The following is a 15,786-nucleotide window of genomic DNA, read 5'->3' on the forward strand; positions in this document are numbered from 1 at the left end:
GTTCACGGTCGACACTGGCGGCATGACTGCAACCGCAACGTCCACTGCTCGGCTCCGCTCGGCTTCCGACGACTCCTTCCCACGCGTTCGATGGGGGCGCGCCGGCGCCGTCTACGACCTCATCGTGACCGTCGGGTTCGCCACGCCCCTCACCGCGTCGCTCCTGCTCGCCCTGACCCGATCGCTCCACGACGCCCTGCACCTGCCGGGTGCGCAGCTGCCCGAGCTCGACCCCACCGCGCTCATGTTCACGAGCATGTTCGGCACCGCGGTGACCATGTGGGCGATCGCCCGGATCCTCCGCCCCGAGTGGCGATTCATCGCGATCGACACGGCCGGGCGAGTGCTGTTCTCGCTCTGGATGATCTGGGCGCTGTTGAATGGGCAGAGCGCGACGGTCGTCGCGTTCCTGATCGGGGAGGTGACATGGCTGATCCTGCAGCTCAGCGGACTGCTCCGACTGCGTCGCCGCTGACGACCGGCCCGCTCGCCGGTGCATCGGGCGTCGCGGTGAGCACGCTGCGGTTCTACGAACGGCAGGGGCTGCTCGCGCCCGAGGGGCGCTCCAGCGGCGGCTACCGGCAGTACTCGCCGGACTCGGTACGGCGGGTGCGGTTCATCCGGCGGGCCCAGGAGCTCGGCTTCACCCTGCGTGAGGTGCGCGAGGTGCTGGCGCTCTCGGACGAGCCCGAGCGCATCGTGCTGGACGACGTCGCGGAACAGGTCGCCGACAAGCTCGCAGAACTCGACCAGCGCATCGCCGACCTGCGCGGTGTGCGGGCGGCGCTCGCAGTGCTGGTGGAGACGGGGCCGGTGCATCCGACGTGCCCGGTGATCGACGCCATCGTCTGAGGGGGATGATTCGGCGAGCCCGTGAGCCCGTGAGCCCGTGAGCCGGTGTGCTGGTGCGGCCCGGTGCGCCGGGTCGCAGCCTAGAAGGCGGCGTCGAGCTCGCGCTCCCGCGGGCCGGTGGCGGCCATCATGGCCCGCTGCACGGCCGCGTGCACGCTGCCCGCCTCGACGTCGAGGATCGTCGTGTACCCGAGTCGCTTGGCCTCGGCGCCGCGCTGCTTGGCCGCGGTGACCGGTCGCACTTCGCCGGCCAGGCTGATCTCGCCGAAGGCCGCGAGCTCGTGCGGCACCGCGCGGTCGCGCATGGCGGAGGCGATGGCCACGGCGATGGCCAGGTCGGCGCCGGGCTCTGCAAGTCGCACACCGCCGACGGTCGAGACGTAGACGTCGTGTTCGCCGAGCGACTTGAGCCCCGCACGGCGCTCGAGCACGGCGATGATCATGGCGACGCGCGAGGGGTCGACCCCGTTGACGACGCGGCGCGGCTGCGGGGCCTTCGTCGAGACCACGAGCGCCTGCACCTCGACCGGGAGCGCCCGCCGCCCCTCGAGGGCGACGGTGACGCACGTGCCGCTCACGGCGCTGCGACCGCTCGAGAGGAAGAGGCCCGATGGGTCGGGCACCTCGGCGATGCCGTCACCGGTCATCTCGAAGCAGCCGACCTCGTCGGTGGGGCCGAACCGGTTCTTGAGGGCCCGCACGAAGCGCAGCGACGTCTGCCGGTCGCCCTCGAACTGGCATACGACGTCGACGAGGTGCTCGAGCAGGCGAGGGCCCGCGATCGAGCCGTCTTTCGTGACGTGACCGACGAGCAGCACGGGCAGCTGCCGCTCCTTCGCGACCCGGATGAGCGTCGATGCGACCTCGCGCACCTGGCTCGGCTGCCCGGGCAGGCCGTCGGAGAGCGACGACGAGACGGTCTGCACCGAGTCGACGATGAGGAGCGCGGGGGAGACGGCGTCGACCTGGCCGAGGATCGTCGCGAGGTCGGTCTCTGCGGCGAGGTAGAGCTCGTCGTGCAGTGCTCCGGTGCGCCCGGCGCGGAGTCGCACCTGCGCGACCGACTCCTCGGCCGTGACGTAGAGCACGCGGCGACCGGTGCCGGCGACGCGCGCCGCCACTTCGAGGAGGAGCGTCGACTTGCCCACGCCGGGCTCGCCCGAGAGCAGGATCGCCGCACCGGCGACGATGCCGCCGCCGAGCACCCGGTCGAACTCGCCGATGCCGCTCGGGCGGTGCGCGGCGTCTTCGGTCTGCACGTCGACGATCGACTTCGCGGTGCGGGCTTCGCCGAGCTGCACGGCCTGCACGGCGCGCACGATGCCGGTGGCCTCGGCCACGTCGACGACGGTGCCCCACTGCTGGCACTCGCCGCATCGCCCCGCCCACTTGAGGGTGCTCCAGCCGCATTCTGAGCAACGGAACGTGGAGGTGGAGCGGGCCATGCCCCGAGACTAGCTGCGGCCGCCGACAGTGGGCGATCGACGCGGCGACCAGGGCTCACGCGTCGAGTCCGTCGGGGCACTCGATGTCGTCGGCTGACGGAAGAATACCGGGATGACCGATGCCGCAGCTTGGACCAACACCACCCACGACTGGCAGAAGGGTGTTGATGTCGAGCACCTCGATCACGTGCGTCGTGATGCTGCGGTACTCGTTCCCGGCGGTGTCGAGCACCTGGTCCTCGAGGTGTTGGCGTACGCCGCCGACGAGGCATCCGACGCCGGTCACGGTCGTGCGGTCGTGACGCTGCACATCGATGGCTCGATCTCGATCGCTGACGAGGGCCGCGGTACGGACACCCGGGTCGATGCCGCCGGGAATCGCATCAAGAAGCCGGTGATGGCCACGAAAGACCTGCGCTTCTTCGACACGCCCGATGCCGAGACCCTCGGCGATGGACAGCCCCGTCGGGGGATGTCCGTCGTCGCCGCACTCAGCACCTGGCTCGTGCACACCAACAGGCGTGTGAACGGCTCCTGGAGCCAGCGGTACGAGCACGGGCTTCCGGTCACCGACCTTGAACCGGTACCCGGCAACGGTGCGACCGGAACCACGGTGCAATTCCTGCCCGACGTCGATCTGCTGGCGTCGACCGAGGTGTCGCTCGAAGTGCTGCGCGGGGCGGCAGCAACCTCGGTGCTCGATGTCGAGGTTCGTGTCGAGGGCGGCTGAGACCTCGTGCCGCGGCGCCGCGACGAGGCCGTCGACAGCGGGCGCCCGGCGCGGTGACCGGGATCGAAGCGCTGGCCGCCCGATGGCCGTCGGCGTAGCCTGAGCGGCATGCGAGCGGATGTCGACGTGCTCGTCATCGGAGCCGGGCAGGCCGGGCTCGCGGTCAGCCACGGGCTCACGGGCTCGGGCGTCGACCACGTCGTGCTCGAGCGGGAGCGCGCCGGCGCAGCATGGGCCGCGCGGTGGGACAGCTTCCGCCTCGTCACACCCAATCACGTCATCAGCCTGCCGGGGGGCGAGTACCGCGGAGGGGACCTCGACGGTTACCTCGATCGTGAGGAGATCGGCGTGCATCTTCGCGACTACGCGCGCTCGTTCGCCGCCCCGCTCGTCGAGGGGACCGACGTCACGTCGCTTCGCGGCGAGGGCGGCGCCTTCGTCGCCGAGACGTCGGCGGGCGGCATCCGGGCCCGGAGCGTCGTGGTGTGCACCGGGGCCTACCAGCGCGAGCATCGCCCGGGGTTCATCGAGGAGATCGGGCGCGAGGTGCCCGTCGTCGGGGCCACCGAGTACCGCGCGCCCGACTCGCTGCCCGGCGGAACGGTGCTCGTCATCGGCGGCGGTCAGTCGGGCTGCCAGATTGCACACGAACTCGCGCAGTCCGGTCGCGAGGTCGTGCTCGCCGGGAGCCGGGCACCGGCGATGCCGCGTCGCGTCGACGGCCGCGACATCATCGACTGGCTCGGCGACCTCGGCTTCTTCGAGCAGACGCTCGCGGACATGCCGTCGCCGGCGGTGCGGCTGGCATCGAACCCGCTCATCTCGGGGGCGAACGGCGGGCACGAGGTCAACCTCCGGGCGCTCGCTGCGATCGGGGTCGGGTTGATCGGCCACGTCATCGGCATCGACGGCGCACGCGTGCGCGCGGCCGACGACCTCGCCGAATCGGTCGCCGTCGGCGACGGTGCGTTCACCGAGGTCTGCGCGGCGATCGGGCGCCTGTGCGACTCGCGCGGCGTGCCGGTGCCCGAGCTGCCGGAGCTGCCGACGACCGAGATCGCCGCCGCGACGCCGCCGTTCCTCGACGATCTCGGGGTCGTCGTCAACGCCGTGGGGTTCCGACCCGACTACGGCTGGATCGCGATGCAGGGGATCGTCGACGACATGGGATTTCCGCTGCAGGCGGACGGAGAGAGCACTCGCGCGCAGGGACTGTTCTTCGTCGGCGTGCCGTGGATGCGGACGCGCCGGTCGCCCCTGCTGCTCGGCGTCGGCGAGGACGCCGACCTCGTCGTCAGGCGGCTCGCTGCTCGGTGATGCCGCTGAGCGAGCTCATCGCCGCGCGGTGACGCGACCGCAGCACCGCCGAGAGTGCCGGGCGGAAGGCCTCGGCCCACACCGCGTAGCCGTGATCGTTCGGGTGGAACATGTCGCGCGCGAACTGCGTCAGGATGCCGCGGAGGCCCTGGCGCCGAGTGGCCTCGTGCAACGGCGCCACGACGAGGCCGTGCTCGCGGGCGGCGGCGCGCAGCATCCGGTTCGCCTCGGCGACCTTGCGCTCGTTCTGCGGGAAGTAGAAGCACGGCAGGTCGGCCACGACGGCATCCATCGGCAGCTCGGCGAAGATCGAGCGGATGTTGCGGTCGAATCGCGCCGGATCCCAGTCGGCGATGTCGTTCGCGCCGATCGAGACCGTGACGACGTCGGGCCGAAGGGTGCGGAGGTCGCGGAACCGCGGCAGCTGGTCGCGCACCGCGAGCGACGTCGTCGCGCCCGACACGCTGAGGTTCACGACGCGCACGCTCCGCCCCGTCGTCTCGCGCAGCTCGTCGGCGATCTGGCCGACGTAGCTGCGGTCGGGGCGAGATGCTCCGATGCCCTGGGCGGCGCTGTCGCCGATCGCGACGTAGAGCAGCTCGCCCTCGGCCTTCGCGTGGTCGCGCCACCACTTCGAGTGGATCGGCAGGGTCTCGTTCAGGGTCGACCGGTTCTCGCGCACCCGCTCACGGAACGGCCGCACGCCGAAGCTGCCGAGCACGGTCGACGCCGCGAGCCGGGCGCCGGCGGTGAGGCTCTGACGCGGGGCGTCGGCACGGGAGATGGGGGAGACGGTCACGAGCAGAACGTATTCCTGAACGCTTCACGTGAGCTGCATGCCGGCTGAGCGTCGGCTGAGGCATCCGCTCGTTTTTGTTCTTGCGACTTCGTCGTCTACGATTGCTCTCGGTACCGTGTCCGAGCGGCCGAAGGTGCAACTCTCGAAAAGTTGTGTGGGTGAAAGCCCACCGTGGGTTCAAATCCCACCGGTACCGCCACGAGAAACGCCCCGTGATCCGAGCAACAGCAAGGGTCCGGGGCGTTTCTGCGTCAATCCGGGATCGGCTCTGGCCGCATCCTGGACACATTGGCTTCGCGATACGCCGCGTCCAGACAGTCGGCGACCGCGTGCAGATCCTCGTCAAACATGTCTGCGTCGTATCGGATCGGTTGACGGTCCACTGTGTTCCATGTTGATTTACGAAGATGCCCCGTCGGAGAAGGCCGAGGCCGCCCAACTGAGGAGATGGGTGGGCGTCGTGGTCATGTAGGACCTCGGGCTCTCGGGGCTGTAATCGTCTCTGATGCCGACAGTCATCATCACAATCGCCTCGACATGGTTCGCTGACAGGCCGAGCCCGGCGAGCTGCGTCCGAACATCGTCGTCAGTGAGCCGCCGAGCTTCGACGGGACGGCCCACGACGGTACTCAACTGGAGCGCGATCTGGCGGAAGGTGAGGTCCTCAGGGCCGTGCACGGCTTGGACGTTTCGTCCCGCCCACGTCAGTGAGAGCAAGCGGGCGACTGCAACGGCGGCGATGTCTGCTGGCGCTACCCACGGCAATGGCCGGTCGAGGTCCATGGCCGTGGCAAGCACGCCTTCCCTGATGGGGTCGATGTCCATCAGAAGGTTGGTGAAGAAGTAGCCGCACCGCAGATGCGTGACCGCTGCATCGGTGGCATCGAGCGCGACCTCGACCGCCGCCAGTCCGTCGATCTCTCCGACACCGTGTCGCTTTTCCGCGCCGCCACTGGATTGGAACACCACGCGGGCGATCCTGTTTTCCTCCACGGCAGCACGGATGTTCCTGGCGGCCATCGAGTGAGCCTCGAGCGGATCGCGGTCGGTTGCAGTCGGACTGACCCAGTACAGCGTGCTCAGACCTCGGGTGGCCTCGATGACGGAGTCCCGCTGCCACGCATCGAGGACGGCGACCTCGACGTGCTCGGCGACTTCCGCATCGATGGTGCTCGGGTCCCGGACGAGGGCCCGGGGACGTTCACCGGCTTGTACGAGCAACCGCAGCACGTGCGCCCCGACGTTACCTCTTGGTGTCGCAACTCCTATGGTCATCGTCGATTTCCTTTCACTTGGGAGCCTGGAGCTCAGCGGGATCAGCAGACTGTGCAGACGGAGGCCGTTCGCGAAGCCGGTACCCCACCCGCGCAGCGGTCACGACGAGGCCGACGACGGACAACGCCAAGAGGAGCACCATGAACGCGGGATAAAGCCAGAACACGCTGATGGGGGTGAACGAGTTTCCCTGCAAGGAGGTGGCGACGAGGAACAAGAAGACAGCGGCAGCGGGCGCGACCAGTTGAGGCAGGAGTCGAAGTCCGAAGCGCCACCCACTCCAGAGGCGTCGACGTGCCGCCCAGTGGCTTGCGCGGCGCACGCCGCGAACGCCTCCCAATAGCGCGAGCAGGGTGAGGGTAGCGAGCACGAGGTCGATCCAGGTCGCGACTGGCCACCCGACCTCGGGTTGACCGCCGGCGGGGAGCTCCAAGATCCCCGAGGCGATCTCGTAGGCGTGTTCCTGTGTCGGGGTGAAGCTGTTGAGCAGCACCACTGCACCGTTGCCGGTGGAGGGGTCGAACATCACCTGACCGTTGTAGGCGGTGCCGACACCGCTGACCTGGACCAGCGGTTCGTCTCCCAGGCTGCTGCGCATCCAGCCGAGTCCCGCCCGTTCGGTACTCGGTTGAACACGATGGGATTCTGCGATCAGCTCCGCCGACAAGAGCTGCGCACCGCTCGGTGCGCGTCCGTCGCTCTGCTGGATTGCTAGCCAGCGGGCCATGTCGTGAGCCGTGCTGACGATGCCGCCGGCTCCACTGGTCATGGCGGTCACCTCTGGCGCGGGAAGCGCCAGGCCGTAGGACATCACATGGCCGAGTTCCAGCCCTCGGACAGGGGTGTCAGTGGTCGTGACGTTGACGGTGTCTGTCATGCCTGCCGGGGTGAAGATGTGCTCAGTCAGGTAGTCGTTGAACGGCTGCCCAGAGACGACCTCCACAAGTCGGGCAGCGATCCAGTAGTTGGCGTTGCTGTATCGATAGGTCGAGCCGGGCTCGGCCGACAGCGACCAGTTGCGGGTGCGTGCTGCGCCGTCGGCGAGAGTGTCCGCTGGAGGGATGATCGTCGGAGTCGCCAAGCCAGAGGTGTGGCTGAGCAGATGGCGAACCGTGACATCGGCGGCGCCTTCACCATCGATGGCAAATTCAGGCAGGTGCTCGATGATCGGATCGTCCAGGTCTATTCGGTCGGCCTCGACGAGCTGCAGGACCGCGAAGGCAGCGAACGGTTTGGACACCGACTCGATCCGCATCGGGCTGTGCTCGGAGAGAGTCGCGCCGGTGGAAGTCTCCCCATACCCCGCTTCGTGGACCACCTCACTGTCGCGCACCAGGGCGACAGTCGCGCCGGGAAGGCGATGGGTGGTGATGTAGTCCCCGACGAAATCGTCGATGGCGGAGCCGTTCTGTGCTGTCTCTGCCGTCGCCGAGACAGGTGCGGGGAACATCAGGCAAGCGACCAGGACGGCGAGCCCCGTCCTCGCTGAATTGCTGCGTATTGTCATCATCCTGCTTTCTTCAGCGCGGCGTGCGGTATATCAGCACTTCCACCGGGCCAGGTCGATCATTGGGGTTCAGTGGCGCTGCGCAGAAGCATCTCGCCGTTCGCAGGCGGTGGCGGGCGCTCCGGAACGAATGTGGTCATGGCTACTCCCACCGGAAGCATCGTGCGGCCAAGGCCCCGCAGGCGATGGACCAACCGATGAGTACGGCGGTATGCAACGGCTGCGGCCAGGAGCCTGCTGAGGCATCTTGCAGTGCCTGCGCGGCCGCGCCCAGGGGTGAGAAGTCGCTGATCGTGAGGAGGATGTCGGGCATCGAGGCTCGTGGGATCCACAGGCCCGCGAGGAAGAGCAGCGGGAAGAACAGCACGGTCCCGATCGCGCCGGCAGCAGGTCCGGTTGGAGCGACGGAGGCGACGAGAAGCCCGATTGAGAGCATCGTCACCGCCGTCAATGCGAACGAGGCGAGGTACGCGAGGAGGTTGTGCGGGAGGCTCACCGCGAAGGCAAGACGCCCGATGGCGAGGATGGCGACCATCGTGACGAAGGACACGAGCAGGCAGAGCATCAACTGCGCTGAGAGCAGGAGCATCGGCCTGGCCGGGGTGATGCGCATGCGCCGCAACACCTTCTTGTCGCGGTAGGCGGCGAACCGCTGCGGCAGCGTGAGCAAAGCCAGCACCGTGATCGCGACCGCGACGATGATCGGCGAATACAGGTCGATGACCCTGAGACCGCCGAGACCCTCTTCGTGCACTCGGAAAGCGGGGATCACCCCGAGGGCGACGAACAGGAGCGGTGGCAGGACGATCGCGAAGCCCCACTCCATCGGCTCGCGGGAGAACAGGCGGGCCTCCGACGCCGTGAGGCGAAGCAGTGCTGACATCAGGAATTCTCCTTCGTGTCGATGCGATGACCGGTGAGCTCGAGGAACGCATCCTCGAGCGAGAACTGTTCGATCCGCAGGTTCTCGGCGATGACCTGTTCGCGTGCCAGCAAGCTGTTGACCGCCAGCAGCAGATTCCCTGTTCCAGTCACCACGAGATATCGCCCGGACTGTTCTGCCGACACCACTTCCGGCAGTTCCAACAGCAAGGTCCGGTCGAGTGGTTCGGATGGGCGGAAACGAAGCCGGTGGGTGTCGTCAACGCCGGTGACGAGACCGCTCGGGGAATCGTTCGCGACGATGCGTCCAGCGTCGACGACGGCGATCCGGTCGCACAGCCGCTCGGCTTCCTCCATGAAGTGCGTGACCAGGACGATCGTCACCCCGCGGTCGCGGACGTCTTCAATCAGACCCCACGTGTCACGGCGCGCCTGGGGATCGAGTCCGGTCGTGAGTTCGTCGAGCACAACGACCTGCGGGTCGCCGAGCAGTGCGAGCGCGATCGCCAAGCGCTGCTTCTGGCCTCCTGAGAGCCGTCGGTATTGAGTGCCGACCTTCTCAGTCAGGTTCAGCGTTTCGAGGAGTCCACGCCAACCCGACGGGGCGCGGTAGAAGGAGCTGTACAGGCGCATCGCTTCTCCGACGGTGAGCTTGCCGGGAAGCTGACTCTCCTGCAACTGTGCGCCGAGAAGTTGGCGCAACTCGGCCTCGTCGCGACGTGGGTCGAGTCCGCACACCCGGACCTTGCCGCTGTCGGGAGTGCGCAATCCTTCGATGCACTCGACGAGTGTGGTCTTGCCTGCCCCGTTCCGGCCCAGGATGCCGAAGATCTCGCCCTGTTCGACGGTGAAGCTCACCCCGTCGACCGCAGCGCGATCGCCGTACTGCTTGACGAGATTCTCCACCTCGATGATCGTCATGGACGCTGCCCCTCTCTTGAAGCCGGAATTACGAATCGCGGATTCAGCGGTCATCCTCGCGTTCGATACTACTTTGACCGCGCGGTCAAAACCTAAACCCGTTGGTCAAGTCCGGTATTCTCTTCACATGCCCAACCCCGTGACCCGCACCCGACAAGCCCGTCGCGACGATTTGATTGCGGCGACGATCCGCGTGATCTTCCGCGACGGCATCCAAGCTGCGTCGCTTGAGCGGATTGCGGCGGAAGCAGGAACGAGCAAGGGCACAGCTCTGTACCACTTCGCCAACAAGGAGGAGCTGTATGAGAGCGTCATGAACTCCCTGTTCGAGGCCGGTCAGGTGTACATGGCCGAGCGCATCCTCGCCGCACCTGACACTCCTCGGAGCCGGATCGAGGCGTACTTCGAGTCAAACCTGCGCTTCATCGTCGAGCATGTCGAGCACGTCGTCGCGACGCAGCGAATTGTTCAGAACACCGGAGCCATCGAGTTGGATGGCGCCATCCCGCCACTGCGGGCCATGCTCGAAGCTGGCCAGCAGGACGGGAACTTCGGGCGGTTCGATGCCGACTACATGGCGCACGCGATCCGTGCTCTCATCGACGCTGCTGCGTACTACCGGCCTGATCATCCGGAAATGGATGATCAGCAGTTCATCGACGAGGGCGTCGGGCTCCTCCTCCGTACCATCGGCGCATCACCGAATCCCGAAGCCATGGCTTCCGCCGGGACCGACGAGGCCTGAATGGTGAGCGTGGATGAACATGGAGTCGTTCATCCACCAGTGCGCCGCAGTGTTCGTTTCATCGCCGGCACTCACACGGTGGCCTGCGGGCATTCACAAGGGAACCCCCGACCGAATTGATCGAGGGTTCCTTGTCGATGCCGTGGGGCCGACTACCGCTTGTCTTTCTCTGTGTACGCGCCTCCCACAAGGGAAGCGGCAATACTCGCCGTCGGCAGCCCGGAAACCGCGATTCGGAGCAGAGCCAGCGGGTTGTCGTCACCCGCTACTCGATTCGTACTGAGGTGCAAACAGGCGCGACACTCGTGCACCACAAGCCATTCACCATCGTCCCGTGAAGCAATCGCAATCGCGTCCATTCGCCCGAGGCAGGCTGAGGCCCGGTCCCCAGGCATGCGGTCGTCAACATGCTTGCTTGTAAGACAGGTCGGGCAGTGGTTTCTGTTTGTCGTGCCAGGAGCGTCCCACGAAATGTCGAGCTTGCATCCCAAGCACCGAAACGCCCTCCCCTCCTGGAGAGCGATGAGCTTCATCGACGGCCTCCTCCTCTGAGGTACGCCTCGCGAGCGCCTCTGTTGGTTCTTACGAGACACGAAGCACCCCCCTAGATGCCCGACAGCATTGCGAGAGGGAACGGAGGATTCGAGATTGGACCAACAGCCGCTTGGATGAGTACCAGCTGGTTGTCTTCAGGGTCGACGGGATGAGCGCTGAGCTCGTCGCACCTGATGCAGCGATGTATCAGCGACCATCCGCCCTGCCTGAACGGCGCAATTGCGATGAGCACCATCTTGCCCAAGCACTCGCTCTCCGTCTGCGTGGCTTGGTCTACGGTGTGCCGTGACAACAGGCACGCCGGACAATGATTTCGCACGGGGCTTGTGGCCGTCGCTTCTGGGGCTGTGTGCCCGCACCATGCGCATGAAAATAGAAAACCAGTTGGGTCATGAATATTTGACACCGTGTTGCTCCCGAATGGGTCGTTGGAGATGAACAACGAGAGCAGGCCGAGCGTCGTCAAAACGCCCCTACGGTGAGGGGCCGGCCTATCTAGGCCACACTTTGATGCGCACTCGGCGCAATCCGGAACATCAAAACCTCTGGGAAAAGTGGGCCGCCGAGACGAATTCTCGACAGCAACCGCCAACGTTATCAGACAGGCTTCGTGTCGGCGATGAGTTTTGCGTTCTCGAAAGCGGCGGCGACGCGATCCTGATCGAGGTGCTTGGAGGCCGATTGGGGGGAGCCCGTGCTCGTTGTCGCTGGTGTCGCTGCCGTGTTCATCGGTATCGCATTGTTCGCGAACGGTTGACCTGAACCACGCACGATGAGCGACCTTGACACCCTTCGGTGTCGTACTCGGGCATGCGCGCATCTGCAGAAGTTGACCCCCGAAGAGGGGACGCGCAGGCGCAAGCGACACCAATAGGTTCGTAGGAATGCGCTCGACGCCCCCTCGTCGCCGCGCATCTTCGGCCGAGAGCGACGGGCGTTGTCCGGCTCCACCCAAGCCTGCCCGGCGGCCTTCGGCTACGCTCCCTCACCCCTTCTGGCGGGGTGAGGGAGCATTTTTCTGCGTTGACGGCCAGGGGCTCGCCGCGGAACTCGAGCCAGTACGTCGGTTCCCCATCGGCGAGTGACGGGGTGATGCGGAATGCGGCGGATCGCCCGGAGCTAGAGCTCGCCGATGATCTGCGCTCGTTTCGCTTCGTATTCGCCCTCGGTGATGCTGCTGGCGGCGCGCAGCGCGTCGAGCTGCGCCAGGCGTTCGCCGACGTCGGTGACCGCCGTCACGCTGGGCGTGCCGAACGGAGGCGCATCGACCCGCGGCGCCGTTCCCCTGCGCACCAGCATCACGATCACGATGACGACGCCCACCGGGATGACCACGGCGACGACGAGGAGGATGAGTGCGTGCCATCCCGTGAATCCCTGCCACATGGGCGCGAGCATAGCGCGACGAGGTGCGGAGGGGCGGCGCGCGATGGCGCGCCGGGCTGTTTCGGTTGTCCGTGAGGTCAGTCGACTCGATCGATCGCCGTCGTCGGCGTCACGACTCGGCAACCGGCGGCGCACCCGATTCCTCGACCTCGCGCTCCTCACGCGAGTGCACGAGCTTCAGCCCGATCACGCACGCGATGATGCCGGCGAGGAAGAGGACCTTCAGCACGCTCGCGGACTCGCCGCCGAAGGTGATCGCATAGGTCACGGTGAGCGCCGCCCCGAGCCCGGTCCAGACGGCGTAGGCCGTGCCGATCGGGATGCCGCGCATCGCGAAGGCGAGCCCGGCCATGCTGCCGACGAGGGCGATGAAGAACACGATGGTCGGAACGAGCTTCGAGAATCCGTCGGAGTAGCCGAGCGCGGTCGCCCAGACGGCTTCGAGCACGGCGCTCACGATGAGGATCGGCCAGTACATGTCAGGCCTCCCCGACGAGCTTCAGCCCGATGACGCATCCGATGATGCCGAGCAGGAGCAGCACCTTCACGACGCTCGCGCGCTCGCCGCCGAAGATCATCGCGTAGGCGACGGTGAGCACGGCGCCGATGCCGACCCAGACGGCGTAGGCGGTGCCGACGGGGATGGTCGTCATCGCGAATGCGAGCCCGGCCATGCTGAGCACGAGTGCGACGACGAAGAGCGCCGTCGGCCAGGGGCGCCGGAAGTTCTTCGACGCACCGAGCGCCGTCGCCCACACGGCTTCGAGCACGCCCGACGCGATGAGGATCACCCAGTCCATCCGGGCGCCCCCGTCTGCTCCGCCGGCGAGGTCAATTCGCCCCGCCGCCGAGGTCGCCGAAGAGGAACCCCGACTCGCGCTCGCGCGCTCGGCGCTCGATCTCCATCGGGTCGAGCTCGACGACGTCGGCGTCGTCGCCGGCGGTCGACCCCGACCCCGACGACGGCGCGTCGGCGAGCACCGGCACGGCCGTCGCCTCCTGCTTCAGGCGCTGCTTCGCGGTGCGCTCGACGAGCACGGGCACGAAGTCGCGCACGGGGTTGCCCTCGAGTTCGAGGTGGGCGGCCTCGACGACCGCGGCGACGTGGTCGCGGGGCAGGTCGGGGAATCGCCCGGCGAGCCGATCGATCACCTCGCCGACGGCGCGTGCTTCCTCCGTGTGGTCCATGTCGCAAGTCTCACTTCCGCAGCGCGGTGCAGCAAGACCCAGTTGCGGACCCGATGCGCCGAGTCACCACCCGCTGCGGGTCGGCGTGTGGCCGTCGCGCGCGTCATCGGGCATCCGCATCTCGGCGCGAAGCCCGAGCAGGCGGATCGGCCGGTCGGGTTCGATGCGGGCGACGAGGTCGAGCGCACGTGCGAGCACCATCGCGCGGTCGCTCGTCGACGGGATCTTCTTGGTGAACACCTTGGTGATGAACGGCGCGTACCGCACCTTGAGCGTCAGGCCGATCACCGGCCGGCCCTCGGCGGCGACGTCGTCGAGCACATGGGCGACGAGTTCGCGCACGGCGTCCTCGACCTGGGCGGGCTCCGTGAGGTCCTGCTGGTAGGTCGTCTCCCGGCTATGGCCACGCGCGACCCACGGTGTGTCGTCGACGACGTCGGAGCCGTCGCCGCGGCCGAGCTCCGCGTACCACGGGCCCATGCGCGGGCCGAACTCGGCGGCCAGCGCATCGAGATCGGCCGCGGCGAGTTCGGCGACCGTCGTGATGCCGAGCCCCGCCAGCCGCCGGGAGATCTTCGTGCCGACGCCCCAGAGGTCGATGGTCGGACGATCGCCCATCACGTCGAGCCAGTTGCCCGCCGTGAGCCGGTACATCCCGCGCGGCTTGCCGAACCCCGTCGCGACCTTGGCGCGGACGAGCGTGTCGCCGATGCCGACGCTGCAGTGCAGGCGGGTGCGGTCGAGCACCGCCCGTTGGATCCGCCGGGCGTACGCCTCGGGGTCGTCGGTCTCCACGCCGACGAACGCCTCGTCCCAGCCGAGCACCTGCACGATCGCGCCCGGCTGCAGGCGCAGGGTGGCCATCACGGCGGCGGATGCCTCGGTGTACGCCTCGGCGTCGACCGGCAGGATCACGGCGTCGGGCGCCTTGCGGGCGGCGATCCGCAGCGGCATCCCTGAGCCGACGCCGAACTCGCGCGCCTCGTAGGACGCGGTCGACACCACCGCCCGTTCGCTCGGATCACCGCGACCGCCGACGATGACCGGCCTGCCCGCGAGCTCGGGACGGCGCAGCACCTCGACGGCCGCGACGAACTGGTCGAGGTCGACGTGCAGCACCCATGACGTGCGGGTCACCCCACCAGTCTGCACCGGATGGCACGGTGTTAGCGTGGTTGACCGGTCCGCGGCATCCGAGCCCGGCAGGAACGAAAGCGAGCTCCCGTGCAGCAACCGGTCGAACTCGGCGACGGCCTCGTGTTCCGGGAACTCGCGCCCGGCGACGGTCCGGCGCTCGCCGCGGCGTACTCGCGCAATCGCGAGCACCTGGCGCCGTGGGAGCCGGCTCGCAGCGAGGAGTTCTTCGACGTCGAGACGCACCGCCGCGATGTCGAGGCCACGATCCTCCGCTTCGAGGCGGGCCTCGCGGTGCCCTTCGTCATCGTCGACGGCGACGAGATCGTGGGGCGCATGAACCTCTCGGACATCGTCCGCGGGGCGTTCCAGAACGCCCACCTCGGCTACTGGATCGACGCACGGTACAACGGGCGCGGGCTCGCCACGATGGCGGTCGGCCTCGCCGTGCACGCCGCGAAGGGCATCGGCCTGCACCGGGTGCAGGCCGGCACGCTCGTGCACAATGCCGCGTCGCAGGCGGTGCTGGCCCACAACGGCTTCGAACGATTCGGCCTCGCCCGTCGCTACCTGCGCATCGCGGGGGAGTGGCAGGACCACGTGCTCTTCGAACGGCTGCTCGACGAGTAGCCGAGCACGGGTGTTAGCGTTGACGCACACGGCGCGGCGGTGCACGAGCACCTCGCGAGACGCCGTGGGCCGCGACGGCTGAGACGCAGGGAGGAGCCGCCGACATGATCGATCTCCTCGTCGCGCTCTTCCGGGTCGCGCAGGCCTCGCTCGAGATCGCCCTCGCCTCGAACGCGCAGATGTCGGTCGTGCTCGTCGGCGTCGTGGGCGCTGCCGCCGTCGCCGTGGTGGTCGTCGCCTGGCAGTCGCTGCCCGCGATGGTCGCCGCAGACGCGAGCGGGGCCGCCACCCGGTTCCGGCAGACGGCCGACCCGTGGCGGCTCCTCGCCCAGAGCGACCCCGACGCCCCCGGGCGTGCGCGCCCCCGGGCGCCGACACGCGGCCTCGCGGCCGCGTAGCGACACTCGACCGATCCGCACG

21 protein-coding genes and 1 tRNA gene are annotated in these 15,786 nt (G+C 68.0%); 8 read left to right on the plus strand and 14 right to left on the minus strand.

The features are described 5' to 3' along the window. The first annotated feature begins 22 nt into the window (after positions 1 to 22). Positions 23 to 475, plus strand: a complete 453-nt coding sequence (locus ACFTQE_RS05400; RefSeq protein ID WP_376924097.1) for a hypothetical protein — start codon at positions 23 to 25, stop codon at positions 473 to 475. After that, positions 427 to 852: a heavy metal-responsive transcriptional regulator gene (locus tag ACFTQE_RS05405; RefSeq protein WP_376924098.1), complete on the plus strand. Its 426-nt coding sequence runs from the start codon at positions 427 to 429 to the stop codon at positions 850 to 852. The genes ACFTQE_RS05400 and ACFTQE_RS05405 overlap by 49 nt, the downstream gene beginning before the upstream one ends. Before the next feature lie 80 nt (positions 853 to 932). Here the strand turns inward: ACFTQE_RS05405 and radA are convergent, their stop codons facing one another. Together radA and ACFTQE_RS05415 are read right to left on the minus strand one after the other, a co-directional pair. Next, positions 933 to 2,297, minus strand: coding sequence for a DNA repair protein RadA (gene radA / locus ACFTQE_RS05410; protein WP_376924099.1), 1,365 nt, complete (start codon positions 2,295 to 2,297; stop codon positions 933 to 935). 55 nt (positions 2,298 to 2,352) lie between these two features. Next, entirely contained in the window at positions 2,353 to 2,583 is a 231-nt protein-coding gene (locus tag ACFTQE_RS05415) for a hypothetical protein (protein ID WP_376924100.1), read from the minus strand. Positions 2,584 to 2,595: 12 nt separating this feature from the next. Between ACFTQE_RS05415 and ACFTQE_RS05420 the strand changes: the two genes are divergently transcribed. Together ACFTQE_RS05420 and ACFTQE_RS05425 are read left to right on the plus strand one after the other, a co-directional pair. Then, positions 2,596 to 3,027, plus strand: coding sequence for a hypothetical protein (locus ACFTQE_RS05420; RefSeq protein ID WP_376924101.1), 432 nt, complete (start codon positions 2,596 to 2,598; stop codon positions 3,025 to 3,027). Between the two features lie 108 nt (positions 3,028 to 3,135). After that, positions 3,136 to 4,344 (plus strand): NAD(P)-binding domain-containing protein, encoded by a 1,209-nt coding sequence (locus ACFTQE_RS05425; protein WP_376924102.1) that lies wholly within the window; start codon positions 3,136 to 3,138, stop codon positions 4,342 to 4,344. On the opposite strand, the gene ACFTQE_RS05430 is transcribed toward ACFTQE_RS05425, so the two are convergent. Next, a complete protein-coding gene (locus ACFTQE_RS05430) occupies positions 4,322 to 5,143 on the minus strand; it encodes an SGNH/GDSL hydrolase family protein (protein ID WP_376924103.1) in 822 nt (273 codons plus the stop codon). The genes ACFTQE_RS05425 and ACFTQE_RS05430 overlap by 23 nt on opposite strands. 109 nt (positions 5,144 to 5,252) lie before the next feature. On the opposite strand from ACFTQE_RS05430, the gene ACFTQE_RS05435 reads away from it, so the two are divergent. Beyond that, a tRNA-Ser gene (locus ACFTQE_RS05435) sits at positions 5,253 to 5,342 on the plus strand. 200 nt (positions 5,343 to 5,542) lie between these two features. On the opposite strand, the gene ACFTQE_RS05440 is transcribed toward ACFTQE_RS05435, so the two are convergent. The 4 genes from ACFTQE_RS05440 to ACFTQE_RS05455 all read right to left on the minus strand — a co-directional run bounded on the left by ACFTQE_RS05440 (position 5,543) and on the right by ACFTQE_RS05455 (position 9,728). Continuing rightward, positions 5,543 to 6,418, minus strand: coding sequence for an NAD(P)H-binding protein (locus tag ACFTQE_RS05440; protein WP_376924104.1), 876 nt, complete (start codon positions 6,416 to 6,418; stop codon positions 5,543 to 5,545). 13 nt (positions 6,419 to 6,431) lie between these two features. Beyond that, a complete protein-coding gene (locus ACFTQE_RS05445; protein WP_376924105.1) occupies positions 6,432 to 7,928 on the minus strand; it encodes a serine hydrolase domain-containing protein in 1,497 nt (498 codons plus the stop codon). A gap of 139 nt (positions 7,929 to 8,067) precedes the next feature. Next, entirely contained in the window at positions 8,068 to 8,808 is a 741-nt protein-coding gene (locus ACFTQE_RS05450) for an ABC transporter permease (protein ID WP_376924106.1), read from the minus strand. Next, positions 8,808 to 9,728 carry an ABC transporter ATP-binding protein gene (locus ACFTQE_RS05455; RefSeq protein ID WP_376924107.1) on the minus strand — a complete coding sequence of 307 codons (921 nt, stop codon included), beginning with the start codon at positions 9,726 to 9,728 and terminating at the stop codon, positions 8,808 to 8,810. The genes ACFTQE_RS05450 and ACFTQE_RS05455 overlap by 1 nt, the downstream gene beginning before the upstream one ends. Positions 9,729 to 9,855: 127 nt before the next feature. Between ACFTQE_RS05455 and ACFTQE_RS05460 the strand changes: the two genes are divergently transcribed. After that, complete coding sequence (locus ACFTQE_RS05460; protein ID WP_376924108.1) at positions 9,856 to 10,473, plus strand: TetR/AcrR family transcriptional regulator; 618 nt, start codon at positions 9,856 to 9,858, stop codon at positions 10,471 to 10,473. 152 nt (positions 10,474 to 10,625) lie between these two features. On the opposite strand, the gene ACFTQE_RS05465 is transcribed toward ACFTQE_RS05460, so the two are convergent. From ACFTQE_RS05465 to ACFTQE_RS05495, 7 genes are all read right to left on the minus strand, one after another. Further along, on the minus strand, positions 10,626 to 11,006 hold the full coding sequence (locus ACFTQE_RS05465) for an RNHCP domain-containing protein (protein WP_376924109.1): 381 nt from the start codon (positions 11,004 to 11,006) through the stop codon (positions 10,626 to 10,628). 71 nt (positions 11,007 to 11,077) lie between these two features. Beyond that, the gene (locus tag ACFTQE_RS05470) at positions 11,078 to 11,848 is read right to left on the minus strand and encodes an RNHCP domain-containing protein (protein ID WP_376924126.1); all 771 of its coding nucleotides are present in this window, start codon (positions 11,846 to 11,848) and stop codon (positions 11,078 to 11,080) included. Between the two features lie 299 nt (positions 11,849 to 12,147). Further along, on the minus strand, positions 12,148 to 12,414 hold the full coding sequence (locus ACFTQE_RS05475) for an SHOCT domain-containing protein (protein ID WP_376924110.1): 267 nt from the start codon (positions 12,412 to 12,414) through the stop codon (positions 12,148 to 12,150). 109 nt (positions 12,415 to 12,523) lie between these two features. Further along, on the minus strand, positions 12,524 to 12,892 hold the full coding sequence (locus tag ACFTQE_RS05480) for a DMT family transporter (RefSeq protein ID WP_376924111.1): 369 nt from the start codon (positions 12,890 to 12,892) through the stop codon (positions 12,524 to 12,526). A gap of 1 nt (position 12,893) precedes the next feature. Then, positions 12,894 to 13,214: a DMT family transporter gene (locus ACFTQE_RS05485; protein WP_375835276.1), complete on the minus strand. Its 321-nt coding sequence runs from the start codon at positions 13,212 to 13,214 to the stop codon at positions 12,894 to 12,896. A gap of 31 nt (positions 13,215 to 13,245) precedes the next feature. Beyond that, a complete protein-coding gene (locus tag ACFTQE_RS05490) occupies positions 13,246 to 13,602 on the minus strand; it encodes a three-helix bundle dimerization domain-containing protein (protein WP_376924112.1) in 357 nt (118 codons plus the stop codon). 63 nt (positions 13,603 to 13,665) lie between these two features. Further along, positions 13,666 to 14,721, minus strand: coding sequence for a DNA polymerase IV (locus ACFTQE_RS05495; RefSeq protein ID WP_376924127.1), 1,056 nt, complete (start codon positions 14,719 to 14,721; stop codon positions 13,666 to 13,668). 105 nt (positions 14,722 to 14,826) lie between these two features. On the opposite strand from ACFTQE_RS05495, the gene ACFTQE_RS05500 reads away from it, so the two are divergent. Beyond that, positions 14,827 to 15,366, plus strand: a complete 540-nt coding sequence (locus tag ACFTQE_RS05500) for a GNAT family N-acetyltransferase (RefSeq protein ID WP_376924113.1) — start codon at positions 14,827 to 14,829, stop codon at positions 15,364 to 15,366. 104 nt (positions 15,367 to 15,470) lie between these two features. Further along, positions 15,471 to 15,764: a DUF6412 domain-containing protein gene (locus ACFTQE_RS05505; protein ID WP_376924114.1), complete on the plus strand. Its 294-nt coding sequence runs from the start codon at positions 15,471 to 15,473 to the stop codon at positions 15,762 to 15,764. Positions 15,765 to 15,786 lie beyond the last annotated feature (22 nt).

The sequence above is a fragment of the Agromyces sp. NPDC056965 genome (genome assembly GCF_042673425.1).
GTDB lineage: Bacteria > Actinomycetota > Actinomycetes > Actinomycetales > Microbacteriaceae > Agromyces.